Here is a 13,641-nt window from a genome sequence, read left to right as displayed (position 1 = left end):
GTTGAAGGAGACGGCGTAGGCGGCCGAGCGGGCGGCGAGGATCGGATCGGCCGAGGGCTCGATACCGTCGGGCAGCACCAGCGGGTCGAAGTTGATGTCGCGGCAGTCTCCTTGGTCCTCGGGCTGGGCGCGGTCGATCACCAGGGTGCCGGCCTCCACCTGCTGGCGCTCGGCGGGCCAGGCGCGGGACGGGTCGTCCACCGGGTCGCCATCCTCGGCCAGGGTCAGCACCAGGTGCCAGCGCAGCGGGCCCTGGGCCAGGCGGCGGTAGAGGTCGTGGGCGAGGAAGTCCGGGTCGTCCACCTGGGCGTCCAGGGGTTCGTAGGGCGCTTCCGGCACCATCGCCCAGCGCACGTAGCGGGCCTGGCCCTCGGCGTTCACCAGGCGGAAGGCATTGAGGCCGTGGTAGCGGGCGTTGGCGAAGCTGTTGGACGGCTTGTTGGTCTGGGCCCACTGGCGGAAGGCCGCGCTCTCCGGGTGGGCGTCGAAGAAGGCCTGCACCTTCGCCGGGTCCGGCTTGCCGGTGGCCGGATCGGGGGCCGAGGCGAGCACTTGCTCGAAGAAGGCCTCCACCGTGCCCACCGCCAGCACCGCCGGGGTGTTCATGCCGGTGCGCCACTCCTGGCCGTCGGCGCTGCGCAGGCGCAGGGCCAGGCTGCGCACCGGCACGCTGGCATCGGCAGCGAAGGGGTTGCTGCCGCCGATGGCCAGGCGCCCGCTCACCGGGATGTCGCCCGGAGCGAAGACCTGGGCGCGGGAATAGGCGGCAGCCGCGCCGCTGGACTGGAACTGGCCGCTGATGCACAGGCCCTTCGCGTGGTTCTTGCGGTAGCCGGGGTAGTGGCCGGCGTTGGCTTCGAAAGTGTCGATGATGCGTTGCGGCGTGAGGCGCTGCGGGCCGATCCAGCCGGCGGTCCAGGCGAAGGCGCCGGCCAGCCCGGCGACCGCCAGGCCGATCAGCGAGAGCCGGCCGGCGAGCTGGGCGCGGCTGAAGGGGGAAGGGGTCATGGATGGCTCCTCTGGCTAGGTCATTGAGCCGGTGGGACGTACGAGCGGAGGATTTATTCCCGCCGGCTGGAATAAAGTTGCGGCTGGGGCGTCTTCCTCCACAGCATCCTTGCACCGAGCCCCGTTCCCCATGCATGACATCGATGACGACGAACTTCGCGAACTGCTGCAGCGCCTGCGCCGTTTCGCCCTCTGGCTGACCCGCGAGCCCGCCAGTGCCGATGACCTGGTGCAGGCCACGGTGGAGCGCGCCCTGGGCGACCGCCAGGGGCCGCGCCAGGCCGAGAGCCTGCGGGCCTGGCTGTTCGCCATCCTCTACCGCAAGTTCCTCGACGGGCAGCGGCGCGCCCGTCGCTACGCCAAGGTGTTGGGTTTCTTCGGCCTGGCCGGTGCCGACGAGACTCCGTCGCTGGAGGCGCAGGTGGAGGCACGCTCGACCCTCGATGCCTTCGCCCGCCTGCCGGCCGAGCAGCGCGCGCTGCTGGTGCTGGTGGGGGTGGAGGGGCTCAGCTACAAGGAGGCCGCCGAGGCCCTGGACCTGCCCATCGGCACTGTCATGTCCCGCCTCTCCCGCGCGCGCAAGGCCCTGCGCGCGCTGGCCGAGGGCGAAATCGCACCCCCTTCGTTGCGGATACTCAAATGACTTCCTTCGAACCCAGCGAACACGATCTCCACGCCTACCTGGACGGCCAGCTCGACCCCGCGCAGGCCCGCCTGGTGGAGGCCTGGCTGGCCCGCCACCCCGAGGCTGCCGCCCAGGTGGAGAGCTGGCGCCAGGACATGCAGCACCTGCGTGCCGGCCTCGCCGACCTGCAGGGGCTGCCGCCCAACCCGGCGCTGGACCCGCGTGCCATCCGCCGCGCACGGCTGGCCCGCCAACGGCGCCAATGGGCGACGGCGGCCGCCTTGCTGCTGGCCCTGGGGCTGGGAGGCGTGGGTGGCTGGCAGGCCCGTGAGCAGACCCTGCTGGCGGACATCCCGCCCATGCAGGACGCCCTGGAGGCGCACCGCCTGTTCGCCCTGGGCAGCGTCGCGGTGGATGTGCAGGGCGATGCCGGCAACCTCCAGGCCTGGCTGGACCGGCGTTTCACCCACGCGTCGCGCATTCCCGACCTGTCGCCCTACGGCTTGCGCCCGGTGGGTGGGCGGCTGCTGACCAATGAGCAGGGGGCGGCGGCGATCCTGCTGTTCGAGGACGCCAACGGCCAGCGGGTCAGCCTGTACCTGCGCTCGCCTGGCGCGCTCTATGCCGAGATGCCCAGCGGCAGCCGCCAGGACGGTGACCTGGAGGCGCGCTACTGGTCGCGCAATGGCTACAACTACGCGCTGGTGGGCCCCAGCGGTGATCCGCGCGGTGCGGTGGTGCAGCGGGCGCTTTCGCTGTAAGGGGCGGGCGCTGTGAGGGACGGCCCCGCGCAGTGTGGCGGGGCCGGCGCGCTTACATGCCGTTGGTGAAGGCGGGGTTGCTGAAGTCGATGCTGGCACGCACCGGCTGCAGGGCGGTGGCGTACTTGGCGAGGATGTCCAGGTCGTAGTCCAGGCGGTCGCGGATGCGCTGGTCGTCTTCGCTGGCCACCTCGGCGCCGTTGAGCACCTTCTCCACGCCGCGGACGATCAGGTGTTCGGGCAGGTAGCAGAGGCGGCAGTTCTTGTAGCTGGAGGCGCGCAGCTCGCTGATCGGGTAGCCACCGCCGATGCCGGAGGAGACGCCCACCAGCAGCCCCGGCTTGTGGGCCAGTTCGGCCTTGCTGGCATAGATGAAGAAGTTCTTGATGGCCGGGCAGGCCATGCCGTTCCACTCGGGGGCGATGATCACCACCGCGTCGGCGGCCTTCAGCTGTTGCTGGAAGCCGACCCAGGGGCCGGTGTCTTCGGTGGGCCACAGTGGCAGCGGCTGCTGGCCGAGGTCGATGACCGAGGTGCCGGCCTCATCGGCCAGCTTCAGGTCGACCAGGCGCTGGCGGATGAAGCGGGCGACCTTGCCGGACTGGCTGTTGGCGCGGCTGGAGCCGGCCACGATGGCGTAGTTGAGCATTGTGTTGTCCTTGCAGGAACGAGGAAGGGGAGAGGCAGGCTAGCGAGCGGCACGCCGGCGAACAAGCGCCGGCGTGCCAGGGCGTGGAGCCGATGGCGTCAGACCTTGAACTGGTCCATCAGGCCCTGCTGGTGGTTGGCCAGGCGGTTGAGGTTCTGGCTGACCTCGGCCGACTCCCGCGCCCGCACCGAGAGGGATTCGGTGACATCGCGGATGGCGGCGACGTTGCGGTTGATCTCCTCGGCCACGGCGCTCTGCTCCTCGGCGGCGCTGGCGATCTGCAGGTTCATGTCGGTGATCACGGTGACGGCATCGCCGATCTTGCGCAGCGAGGTCACCGTCTGGCCGACCTGCTCGACGCTGTTCTGGGCCTGGCGGTGGCTGCTGTGCATGGAGCCGACCACTTCGCGGGTGCCGTGTTGCAGGCCTTCGATGACCTGGCGGATCTCTTCCACCGAGTCCTGGGTGCGCTTGGCCAGGCTGCGTACCTCGTCGGCGACCACGGCGAAGCCGCGGCCGGCTTCCCCTGCGCGGGCGGCTTCGATGGCGGCGTTGAGGGCCAGCAGGTTGGTCTGCTCGGCGATGGCGCGGATCACTTCCAGCACCGAGCCGATCTGCTCGCTGCTGCTGGAGAGGCCTTGCACCTCTTCCATGGCGGCGCTCATCTCGCTGGCCAGCTGCTCGATGGCGCTGGTGGTGCGGTCGATCATCGCCAGGCCTTCCTGGGTGGCCAGGTCGGCGCCCCGTGCGGCTTCGGCGGCCTGGGCGGCGCTGTGGGCCACGTCGTGGGCGGTGGCGCTCATCTCGTTGGAGGCGGTGGCCACTTGGTCGACTTCCTTGTACTGCTGCTGCATGCCGGCGCTGGTCTGTTCGGCGATGGAGGAGGCCTGGTCGGCAGTGCCCCGGGCATCCTGAACCGAGCGCTTCACGTCGGCGATGATCGGCTGCAGCTTGTCGAGGAAACGGTTGAACCAGCCGGCCAGCTCGCCCAGTTCGTCCTGGCGGGCGTATTCCAGGCGGCGGGTGAGGTCGCCTTCGCCGCTGGCGATGTTCTTCAGCATGGCGGCCACGCCGAGGATCGGCCGGGTGACGCCGAGGGCGGTGAGCCACATCAGGCCGAGGCCGAGTACGGCGGCGGCGAGGCCGATGAGGGCCGAAACCAGGCTGCTGGCGTCGCGCTGGGCGTCCAGCTCCTTCTGCAGCTTGATGGCGGGGGCGAGCAGCACCTTGTCCGGCACTTCCAGCAGCACGCTCCAGGGCGAGGCGGTGGGGATCGGCTTGAAGGGCTCCATCACCCGCAGCATGCCGTCCTTGTCGACGTTGCTGGGCTTGCCGCTCTGGAGGGCAGAGGTGAGGGCGGCGGCGTCGGCACCGAAGACGGCGTCGAGCTTCTGGCTGAGCTTGCCGATGTCCTGGCTGTGGCCGGCGAGCAGGCCGGCGGGGCTGATGATGCTGATGTGGGCCTTGCCGTCGTACAGCTCCTGGCTGCCTTGCTGGCTGAGCTGCTGGAGGCTGTCGAGGCTGATGTCCAGGCCCATGACGCCGATGACCTTGTCGTTCTGGATCAGCGGGAAGGCGATGCTGGTCATGAGGATCTTGCGGCCGCCGACATCGTCGAAGTAGGGCTCCAGCACGCAGGAGTCACGGGTCTGCATGGGGCAGGTGTACCAAGCGTTGTAGGGCGAGCCGCTGGGGCCGGTGCTGCTGTCCGCGAGCATCTTCTCGTCCATGGTTTCCGACAGCAGCTTGCCGGGCGTGGCCTGGGACCAGTAGAGGGCGAAGCGGCCCTTCTCGTTGCTGCCCAGTTCGCCCTGCTCGTTGAACAGCTCGTCCTTGCCATCCAGCGCGTTGGGTTCGAAGACCACGTAGAGGCCCAGCAGGCTGGGGTTGGCTTCGAGGCTGGTGCGCACCTGGCGGGTCAGGTCCTCGCGCAGGTCGAAGGCGTCGAGAAAGCGCTTCTCGGCCTGTTCCTTGAGGAACAGTATCTGGCGGGAAAAGCCCTTGCCGTACTGGTAGGCGTCCATGAAGTAGCGCTGGATGCGGATGGCCTGCAGTTCGCCACGGGCCTGCATCCGTTGCCGGGCGCTCTGGTCGAGCATCTGGGAGCTGGAGGCCTTCACCAGTTCGGCGCTGCGTTTGGACTGGTAGAGGGAGGCGCCTACCAGGAGGGTCACGATGGCCAGCAGGCAGAGGCCGGCGAGCAGGGTGATCTTCCACTGGATGGAAAGGCGACTGAACGGCATGGTCTTTTCCTTCTTCTCGTCAGACTACAAGGCGGCTATCGGCCAGCTGGCCACATACTTGATCAGGCCGGTCCTGGCGATGGGGCTTCCAACTCGAAACGACTGCTGCGGGCGCAGCATGCAAGGATTATGCACGTATCGTTCAGCATTCTGAACATGTATCCGTTTTGACAGTATCGTTCGCTTTCGGCAGAGTACGCCGCTTTTTTTGCCGCTCTCCTTGAACAGGGCGGCCTTCGGGAGAGTGGAATGAATGCGGTGATCGTGGCAGTCGGCGTGATGCTGGTGCTGAGCCTGCTGCGCGTGCACGTGGTGCTGGCGCTGATCCTGGGTGCGCTGGTGGGCGGCCTGCTGGGTGGGCTTGGCGTGGACGGCACGCTGGAGGCCTTCAACAAGGGGCTGGGCGGTGGTGCGACCGTTGCCCTGTCCTACGCGATGCTGGGAGCCTTTGCCGTGGCAATTTCCCGCTCCGGGCTAGCCCATGCGCTGGCCGACCGGGTGCTGGCGCTGGTGGGGCGCCAGGATGGCAACGGCGGCAGTGCCCTGAAATGGGGACTGGTGGCGCTGTTGCTGGGCGTTGCGATCGCCTCGCAGAACATCCTGCCGATCCACATCGCCTTCATCCCGCTGCTGGTGCCGCCGCTGCTGTACGTGCTGACCCGCCTGCAGATCGACCGCCGGCTGGTGGCCTGCGTGATCACCTTCGGCCTGATCACGCCGTACATGTTCCTGCCGGTGGGCTTCGGCAACATCTTCCTCAACGAGATCCTGCTGGCCAACGTGGCCCGCAGCGGGGCGGACATCAGTGGCGTCAGCGTCACCCAGGCGATGGCCATCCCGGCGCTGGGCATGGTCGCGGGCCTGCTGATCGCGGTGCTGTTCAGCTACCGGCGCAAGCGCGTCTACGACCTGGAGCGCATCGCCGCCGCCGAGCAGGTGGAGGTGGCCTACGACCGCCGCAGCCTGCTGGCGGCCGGGGCGGCCATTGTCGCCGCCTTCGTGGTGCAGCTGTGGCTGGACTCGATGATCGTCGGCGCACTGGTGGGCTTCCTGCTGTTCTCCGCCAGCGGCGTGGTGCGCTGGCGCCAGGTGGACGACCTGTTCACCGAGGGCATGAAGATGATGGCGATGATCGGCTTCATCATGATCGCCGCCGCCGGCTTCGCCGAGGTGATGCGCGCCACTGGCCAGGTGGCCACCCTGGTGGAGACCTCCGCCGGGCTGATCGGCAACAGCAAGGCGCTTGGCGCGCTGCTGATGCTGCTGGTGGGGCTGCTGGTGACCATGGGCATCGGCTCGTCGTTCTCCACGGTGCCGATCATCGCGGCGATCTTCGTGCCGCTGTGTCTGCAGCTGGGCTTCAGCCCGCTGGCCATCGTCTCCATCGTCGGCACCGCCGGCGCACTGGGAGACGCCGGTTCGCCGGCCTCCGACTCGACGCTGGGCCCTACCTCCGGCCTGAACGTGGACGGCCAGCACAACCACATCTGGGACACCGTGGTGCCCACCTTTCTGCATTACAACCTGCCCCTGCTGGCCTTCGGCTGGCTGGCGGCCATGGTGTTGTGACGGAGCGCTCGTTCCGCCGCGTTTTCCCCACGATTCGCTATAGCTAATGAAGGGACAGCCGATACCTCGGCTGTCCCCCTTTCGTTTTCCCGGTCTGCCGCCCTGAGGAATGGATACATGCGCCTGACACTCAAAACCAAGGTCCTGCTGCTGGCGCTCGCGCCGGTGATACTGTTCGCCGTCGTGCTCAGCGGCGCAGCAGCCAAGGTCCTGCTGAGCCTCGCCGAGGGTGAGGTGAAGGAAACCCGCGAGCGTCTGATCGATGAGAACCGCCGTGAACTGCAGCATTACATGCAGATCGCCCTGGGCTCGGTGCAGATGCTGTATGACGCGTCGGCCGCCAATGACATGGCGAGCCGCGAAAAAGCCATCGAGATCCTGAAGAAGATCAAGTACGGCAAGGACAGCTACTTCTTCGCCTACGACTCCCAGGTGATCCGCCTGTTCCGTGGCGACAGCCCAGTGGACGTGGGCAAGAGCTTCTCCGGCCGCAAGGACGTCAACGGCGTGGCCGTGAACGACGAACTGGTCCGGGTCGCCAAGGATGACAGCCGCTACGTCTTCTACAGCTCGCCCTTGCCGGGCAACGAGAGCGTGCAGGTGCCCAAGCTCGCCTACAGCTATTACCTGCCCAAGTGGGACATGGCCCTGGGCACGGCGGTGAACCTGGACGGCGTCGAGGCCCAGGTGGCCGAGGTGCAGGAGGCGATCGACGCGCGCATCAGCACCATCCTCACCAGCATCGTGGTGATTGCGGCGATTTTGCTGGTGGTGTTCGGCATCGTCGGCACGACCCTGGCCAACGCCTTCCTGCGTCCGTTGCAGCAGATCAAGGCCAACCTCGACGACATCGCCGCCGGTGACGGTGACCTGACCCACCGCCTGCCGATCAACAGCCAGGACGAGCTGGGCGAACTGGCCGGCTCCTTCAACCGCTTCGTCGAGAAGATCCACGGCCTGGTGCGCCAGATCGTCGAGATGACCGTGCAGCTCACCGGCCTGGTGGACCAGGTGTCCGCCCAGGCCCACCGCTCCGAGCAGGCCATGGAGCGCCAGCGCCACGAGACCGACCAGGTGGCCACTGCCATCAACGAGATGAGCGCCGCTGCCCACGAGGTGGCCCAGAGCGCCCAGGGGGCCGCCGAGGCCGCACAGAAGACCGACCAGGAAGGCCAGGCCGCCAAGCGCGTGGTGGACGGCAGCATCACCCGTATCCACTCGCTGGTGGGCGACATCCGCGAGAGCGGCGTGTCCCTGGACAGCCTGCAGCAGGACGTGCAGTCCATCGTCAGCGTGCTGGGGGTGATCCGCTCCATTGCCGAGCAGACCAACCTGCTGGCCCTCAACGCCGCCATCGAGGCGGCCCGCGCGGGTGAAGCCGGTCGCGGCTTCGCCGTGGTGGCCGACGAGGTGCGTGCCCTGGCCAGCCGCACCCAGCAGAGCACCCAGGAAATCCAGGGCATGATCGACCGCCTGCAACAGGGCACCCAGGACGCGGTGACCGCCATGCGCCGCTCCAGCGATGCCGGCGAGGTCACCAGCGAGCAGGCCAACCAGGCCGGCGCCTCGCTGGACGCCATCGCCGGGCTGATCGGCACCATCAACGCCATGAACGCGCAGATCGCCAGCGCTGCCGAGGAGCAGACGGCGGTGGCCGAGGAGATCAACCGCAGCGTGCACCAGATCGCCGTGGCCGTGGACAGCGTCGCCGACGACACCCGCCAGGGTGCCGAGACCGCCCGCTCCCTGGCCGCCCTGGGCGAACGCCTGGGTGCGCTGGTGCGTCAGTTCCGCATCTGATCGCCGGCCCGTTCGGCTCGGGGCGCGAGGCCATTCGCGTTCCGGGCTGAAGCTCGGGCCAAGGCGACTCCACCCCTGGCGCTTTCGGGCGCTGCACCTGCAAAGTCTTCGCACTTTGTGCGGACACTGGCGGACTAAACCGGTAACCCCACTGGATACCGCCCGCCCATGTCCGCCTCTCGCTATCCCCTCGAACTTCGCTCGCTGATCCTGCTGCTGGTGCTGGTCTCCCTGGCCTTCATCTGGATCCTGCTGCCGTTCTATGGCGCCGCCTTCTGGGCGGTGGTGCTGGCGGTGGTGTTCGCACCACTGCAACGCCGCCTGGCCCTGCGCCTGGGTGGGCGGGGCAACCTGTCGGCGCTGCTGACCCTGGGAGTTTGCCTGCTGGTGGCGATCATCCCGGTGTGCCTGATCGGCCTGCTGCTGGTGCAGCAAGGGGCCGATCTGTACAGCCGGCTGGAGTCCGGCGAGCTGGACCTGGGCATGTACCTGGAACGCTTCATCGACCTGCTCCCGCAGGCGCTACAGCATCAGCTGGGGCGCTTCGGCCTGGACAACCTGAACGGCCTGCGTGACCGCCTGGTGGGCGCTGCCACCCAGGGCAGCCAGTTCCTTGCGACCCAGGCGTTCTCCATCGGGCAGGACACCTTCCAGGTGGTGATCGGCTTCTTCCTGATGCTCTACCTGCTGTTCTTCTTCCTCCGCGACGGCCCGGAAATCGTGCGGCACATCCGCACGGCGGTGCCCCTGGCGGATCACCACAAGCGTCGCCTGCAGCTGAAGTTCACCCGTGTGGTGCGGGCGACGGTCAAGGGCAACGTGGTGGTGGCGGTGATCCAGGGCGGGTTGGGTGGCGTGGTGTTCTGGCTGCTGGACATCCCCAGTGCATTGCTCTGGGGCGTGCTGATGGCCTTCCTGTCCCTGCTGCCGGCAGTGGGCTCGGGGCTGATCTGGGCGCCGGTGGCGGCCTGGCTGATGCTCAGCGGGGACCTCTGGCAGGGCGTGGTGCTGGTGCTGGTGGGCGTGCTGGTGATCGGCATGGTGGACAACCTGCTGCGGCCGATCCTGGTGGGCAAGGACACGCGCATGCCGGACTACCTGGTGCTGCTCTCCACCCTGGGCGGGATTTCGCTGTTCGGCCTCAATGGCTTCGTCATCGGCCCGCTGGTGGCGGCGCTGTTCATGGCCAGCTGGGGGTTGTTCGTCAGCACCCGTCGGCGGGTCCGCCTGCCTTAAGGCGCTGCCCGCAGGCGGCGGAAGGTGAGGCTGATGCGCGGGCCGGCGGCTTCGGTCCGGGGAATGGCGTGCAGCCAGTGGGCCTGGACGGCCTGGTCCATGTAGAGCAGCGAGCCGGACGGTAGCGTCCAGGTCACTTCGTGCTCGCGGTCGGCCTTGCTGCGGAAGCGGATCTCGCGGGAGTCCCCGAGGGAGAGGATGGCCACCCCGGTGCCGGTTTCCAGCACCTCGCACTCATCGGAATGAAAGCCCATGGATGACTGGCCGTCTTCGTAGAGGTTGAGCAGGCAGTTGTTGGCAGAGAAGCCAATGACCGGCTGCATGTGATCGCCAAGCCGTTGGGCCCAGGCCGGTAGTGGCGTGGCGGGGTAGTGGATCTGCGAGTAGTTGTAGGCGACCCCGTAGCTGGCGGTGCGTCGCGCGCGCATGCGGGTGTCCCAGGTGACCGTTTCGAGCAGTTGGCGCAAGTGCCTGTCCGGCTCGTCGAGGAAATCGGGGATGAACAGCAGGTCAGGTCTTGGGTGCACAGCTTCGTCCTTGATGGGGTGCGGCGGCGGGATTGCCCGCTGGAGCAGGCTGCCGATGATGCCGGGACTTGCCGGCTGGCGCCATGGTCTTGCTGGTTTCACCTGCCTGGAGGCGGAAGGGGAGGGGACCCCGAAGTGAACGGCCATGAAAAAGCCCGGCATTCGCCGGGCTTCTTCGTTGCTGCCGTGGGGCACTCAGTGGCCGAGTGCGACCAGGCTGGAGTGCTGGACCAGGTCCAGCAGCGGCTGCGGGTAGACGCCGAGCACGAAGGTGAGCAGGGCGACGATCAGCAGCATGATGCCGCCGGCGCGCTGGGCCCAGTGCAGGTCGGCGTCGTGACGACGCAGGTTCGGCTCCACCAGGAACAGCGTGACCATGACCCGCAGGTAATAGAACACGCCGATGGCGCTGCCCAGGATCATCACGCCCAGCAGCAGCCAGAGGTGGGATTCGACACCGGCGGCGATGACGAAGAACTTGCCGATGAAGCCCGCAGTGAGCGGAATGCCGGCGAGCGACAGCATCATCACGGTGAGCACGGCAGTCAGGTACGGACGGCGCCAGAACAGGCCGCGGTATTCGTACAGGGCGTCGCAGTCACGGCCGTTGTAGGGTGTGGACATCAGGGTCACCACACCGAACGCACCCAGGCTGGTCAGCACGTAGGTGGCCAGGTAGACGCCGATGGCCTCCACGGCCATGCCCTTGGTGGCGATCAGAGCGATCAGCAGGTAGCCGAAGTGGGCGATGGAGGAGTAGCCCAGCAGGCGCTTGATGTTGCTTTGCAGCAGGGCCAGCAGGTTGCCGAACAGGATCGAGGCGACGGCGATGGCGGCCAGCAGGTCGTTCAGCCAGCCACCGGCAGTGGCCGGGGAGATCTGGTAAAGGCGAACCAGCACGGCGAACACGGCGACCTTGCTGGCGGTGGCCAGGAAGGCCGACACCGGTGCCGGAGAGCCTTCGTAGACGTCCGGCGTCCAGAGGTGGAAGGGCACCAGGGACAGCTTGAACGCCAGGCCGACCAGCATCATGCCGATGCCCAGTTGCACCAGACCACCGGGCACGCCCTGGCCGGAGAACTTGGCGCCGATGCCGGCGAAGCTCAGGGTGCCGGCGTCGGCGTAGAGCAGGGCCATGCCGAACAGCAGGAAGGCGGAACCGGCGGCCGAAAGCACCATGTACTTGATGCCGGCTTCCAGCGAACGCTTGTTGAAGAAGGCGTACGCCACCATGCCGTAGACCGGAACCGACAGCAGCTCCAGACCGATGAACAGGCCGGCCATGTGCTGCGCGGTGACCAGCACCATGCCACCGCAGGCGGACAGGAGGATCAGCAGGTACATCTCCTCGCGGTTGCCCGGGTAGCCCTGGCCGGTGTTACCGCCCAGGTAGGCGTGGATCAGGGTGACGCACGCCAGGGTGGAGGCTAGTACCAGCGCCATGTAGTAGCAGCCGAAGGTGTCGACCTTCAGCAGCGGGGTCACCTCGATGGGGGTGACGCCCAGCGCCGGGATGATGGCCAGCAGGGCGGCGTTGAGGCCGACCACCGACAGGCCGAAGGTGAGGGTGTGGTTACGCTTCCAGGCCACGGCCAGCATCACTGCGACGACAGTGGCGCAGGCAACCAGCAGCGGCAGCAGGGCGATCAGGTGTTGAGTCGTGAATTCCACAGCGTGATGTTCCATGACAGCTACCGGGCCGAGGCGAGTTGGGTGAAGGCTGCATCCAGCCACTGATGCACGCCGTGCATGCTGGCAGCGGAGGTGTCCAGCACCGGTTGCGGGTAGACGCCCAGGAGGATCAGCAGCGCGGCGAGGCCGAGCACCATGATCAGTTCGCGGGGCTTGAGGCCCTGCAGCGGAGCGTCGGACTTGGCGGCACCGAAGTGGGCGCGGTGGATCATGATCAGCGAGTAGACAGAGCCGAACACCAGGCCGGTGGCGGCGATGATGGTCACCCACATGGCCTTCTCGAAGGAGCCCAGGAGGATCAGGAACTCACCCACGAAGTTGCCGGTGCCGGGCAGGCCGAGGGCGGCGGCGGCGAAGAACAGGCTGATGGCCGGCAGGTAGGGCATGCGGCTCCAGATGCCACCCATCTGACGCATGTCACGGGTGTGCAGGCGCTCGTACAGCTGGCCACAGAGGATGAACAGCGCGGCGGCCGACAGGCCGTGGGCCATCATCTGCACCACTGCACCCTGCAGCGCGATCTGGCTGCCGGAGTAGATGGCGATCAGCACGAAGCCCATGTGCGAGACGCTGGAGAAGGCCACCAGGCGCTTGATGTCGGTCTGTGCGAAGGAGAGCAGGGCGCCGTAGACGATGGCGAACACGCCGAGCCAGTGGGCGATGGGTGCGAACTCGGCCGAGGCGTTGGGGAACAGCGGCAGGGCGAAGCGCATCAGGCCGTAGGCAGCGGTCTTCAGCAGGATGCCGGCCAGGTCCACGGAGCCCGCGGTGGGCGCCTGGGCGTGGGCGTCCGGCAGCCAGGAGTGGAACGGCACCACCGGGAACTTCACCGCGAAGGCGATGAAGAAGCCCAGCATCAGCAGGTACTCGGCAGTGGGCGTGAGCGGCGTCTTCAGCAGGTCGGCGTAGTTGAAGGTCAGCACGCCGGTGGCGTTGTAGTGCACCAGCACCAGGCCGAGGATCGCCACCAGCATCACCAGACCACTGGCCTGGGTGAAGATGAAGAACTTGGTGGCGGCATAGATGCGGGTCTTGCCCTTGCTGCCGCTGTGACCCCAGAGCGCGATGAGGAAGTACATCGGCACCAGCATCATTTCCCAGAAGAAGAAGAACAGGAACAGGTCGACGGCCAGGAACACGCCGACCACGCCGCCGAGGATCCACATCAGGTTGAGGTGGAAGAAGCCGACGCGGTTCTGGATCTCGTTCCAGGAGCACAGCACGGACAGCACGCCGAGCAGGCCGGTGAGGGTCACCATCAGCACCGACAGGCCATCCATCGCGAGGTGGATGGTGATGCCGAAGCGCTCGATCCAGTTGACCTTGAACTCGTGCGCCCAGACCGGATCGGCACCCGGGGCAGGGGCCAGGGTGAAGTCGCCGGTGGCCCACAGCCAGAGGCCGAGGCCGAACAGCAGGGACATGGTCAGCAGCGCAATCCAGCGAGGCAGGGTGGTGCCGAAGCGCTCACCTTGCCAGCACAGCAGGCCGCCGATGAAGGGAATCAGGATTAGCCAGGGCAGAATCATGA

10 protein-coding genes and 3 pseudogenes are annotated in these 13,641 nt (G+C 67.5%); 6 read left to right on the top strand and 7 right to left on the bottom strand.

The genetic code is table 11. The features are described 5' to 3' along the window. Nucleotides 1-1,008: catalase family peroxidase (locus SZ55_RS11890; RefSeq protein ID WP_044405845.1), on the bottom strand; the 1,008-nt coding region annotated here is incomplete at its 3' end. A 130-nt stretch (nucleotides 1,009-1,138) separates the two neighbouring features. Between SZ55_RS11890 and SZ55_RS11885 the strand changes: the two genes are divergently transcribed. Together SZ55_RS11885 and SZ55_RS11880 are read left to right on the top strand one after the other, a co-directional pair. Beyond that, a complete protein-coding gene (locus SZ55_RS11885) occupies nucleotides 1,139-1,651 on the top strand; it encodes a sigma-70 family RNA polymerase sigma factor (protein WP_044405843.1) in 513 nt (170 codons plus the stop codon). Next, nucleotides 1,648-2,394 (top strand): anti-sigma factor family protein, encoded by a 747-nt coding sequence (locus SZ55_RS11880; protein WP_044405841.1) that lies wholly within the window; start codon nucleotides 1,648-1,650, stop codon nucleotides 2,392-2,394. Before SZ55_RS11885 ends, SZ55_RS11880 begins: the two co-directional genes overlap by 4 nt. Nucleotides 2,395-2,446: 52 nt before the next feature. On the opposite strand, the gene SZ55_RS11875 is transcribed toward SZ55_RS11880, so the two are convergent. From SZ55_RS11875 to SZ55_RS29075, 3 genes and pseudogenes are all read right to left on the bottom strand, one after another. Continuing rightward, a complete protein-coding gene (locus SZ55_RS11875; RefSeq protein WP_044405839.1) occupies nucleotides 2,447-3,043 on the bottom strand; it encodes an NADPH-dependent FMN reductase in 597 nt (198 codons plus the stop codon). A 98-nt stretch (nucleotides 3,044-3,141) separates the two neighbouring features. Further along, a pseudogene (locus SZ55_RS29080) lies at nucleotides 3,142-3,669 on the bottom strand (methyl-accepting chemotaxis protein); the annotation flags it as partial. Between the two features lie 378 nt (nucleotides 3,670-4,047). Then, a pseudogene (locus SZ55_RS29075) lies at nucleotides 4,048-5,067 on the bottom strand (PDC sensor domain-containing protein); the annotation flags it as partial. 468 nt (nucleotides 5,068-5,535) lie between these two features. On the opposite strand from SZ55_RS29075, the gene SZ55_RS11865 reads away from it, so the two are divergent. From SZ55_RS11865 to SZ55_RS11855, 4 genes and pseudogenes are all read left to right on the top strand, one after another. Beyond that, nucleotides 5,536-6,855 carry a Na+/H+ antiporter family protein gene (locus SZ55_RS11865; protein ID WP_044405836.1) on the top strand — a complete coding sequence of 440 codons (1,320 nt, stop codon included), beginning with the start codon at nucleotides 5,536-5,538 and terminating at the stop codon, nucleotides 6,853-6,855. A 117-nt stretch (nucleotides 6,856-6,972) separates the two neighbouring features. After that, nucleotides 6,973-7,797 (top strand): annotated as a pseudogene (locus tag SZ55_RS29070) (cache domain-containing protein); the annotation flags it as partial. A gap of 36 nt (nucleotides 7,798-7,833) precedes the next feature. Then, the gene (locus SZ55_RS29065) at nucleotides 7,834-8,655 is read left to right on the top strand and encodes a methyl-accepting chemotaxis protein (RefSeq protein WP_373467126.1); all 822 of its coding nucleotides are present in this window, start codon (nucleotides 7,834-7,836) and stop codon (nucleotides 8,653-8,655) included. Nucleotides 8,656-8,823: 168 nt separating this feature from the next. Further along, entirely contained in the window at nucleotides 8,824-9,891 is a 1,068-nt protein-coding gene (locus SZ55_RS11855; RefSeq protein WP_044405834.1) for an AI-2E family transporter, read from the top strand. Here SZ55_RS11855 and SZ55_RS11850 read toward each other — a convergent pair. From SZ55_RS11850 to nuoM, 3 genes are all read right to left on the bottom strand, one after another. Further along, nucleotides 9,888-10,418, bottom strand: a complete 531-nt coding sequence (locus tag SZ55_RS11850; RefSeq protein WP_044405833.1) for an alpha-ketoglutarate-dependent dioxygenase AlkB — start codon at nucleotides 10,416-10,418, stop codon at nucleotides 9,888-9,890. The genes SZ55_RS11855 and SZ55_RS11850 overlap by 4 nt on opposite strands. Nucleotides 10,419-10,613: 195 nt before the next feature. Beyond that, nucleotides 10,614-12,089, bottom strand: a complete 1,476-nt coding sequence (gene nuoN / locus SZ55_RS11845; protein ID WP_044405831.1) for an NADH-quinone oxidoreductase subunit NuoN — start codon at nucleotides 12,087-12,089, stop codon at nucleotides 10,614-10,616. A gap of 20 nt (nucleotides 12,090-12,109) precedes the next feature. Further along, the gene (gene nuoM, locus SZ55_RS11840; RefSeq protein ID WP_044405829.1) at nucleotides 12,110-13,639 is read right to left on the bottom strand and encodes an NADH-quinone oxidoreductase subunit M; all 1,530 of its coding nucleotides are present in this window, start codon (nucleotides 13,637-13,639) and stop codon (nucleotides 12,110-12,112) included. Nucleotides 13,640-13,641: the final 2 nt, after the last annotated feature.

Origin of the sequence: Pseudomonas sp. FeS53a (genome assembly GCF_000931385.1) — a bacterium.
Lineage (GTDB): Bacteria > Pseudomonadota > Gammaproteobacteria > Pseudomonadales > Pseudomonadaceae > Metapseudomonas > Metapseudomonas otitidis.
Note: the sequence above shows the minus strand (reverse complement) of the source record. Positions and strands in the feature narration are given on the sequence as shown.

What these genes read in the sequence shown, in the direction of transcription:
- SZ55_RS11885 (WP_044405843.1), top strand. Translation starts at nt 1,139, where the DNA reads ATGCATGACATCGATGACGACGAACTTCGCGAACTGCTGCAGCGCCTG.
- SZ55_RS11880 (WP_044405841.1), top strand. Translation starts at nt 1,648, where the DNA reads ATGACTTCCTTCGAACCCAGCGAACACGATCTCCACGCCTACCTGGAC.
- SZ55_RS11875 (WP_044405839.1), bottom strand. Translation starts at nt 3,043, where the DNA reads ATGCTCAACTACGCCATCGTGGCCGGCTCCAGCCGCGCCAACAGCCAG.
- SZ55_RS11865 (WP_044405836.1), top strand. Translation starts at nt 5,536, where the DNA reads ATGAATGCGGTGATCGTGGCAGTCGGCGTGATGCTGGTGCTGAGCCTG.
- SZ55_RS29065 (WP_373467126.1), top strand. Translation starts at nt 7,834, where the DNA reads ATGACCGTGCAGCTCACCGGCCTGGTGGACCAGGTGTCCGCCCAGGCC.
- SZ55_RS11855 (WP_044405834.1), top strand. Translation starts at nt 8,824, where the DNA reads ATGTCCGCCTCTCGCTATCCCCTCGAACTTCGCTCGCTGATCCTGCTG.
- nuoM (WP_044405829.1), bottom strand. Translation starts at nt 13,639, where the DNA reads ATGATTCTGCCCTGGCTAATCCTGATTCCCTTCATCGGCGGCCTGCTG.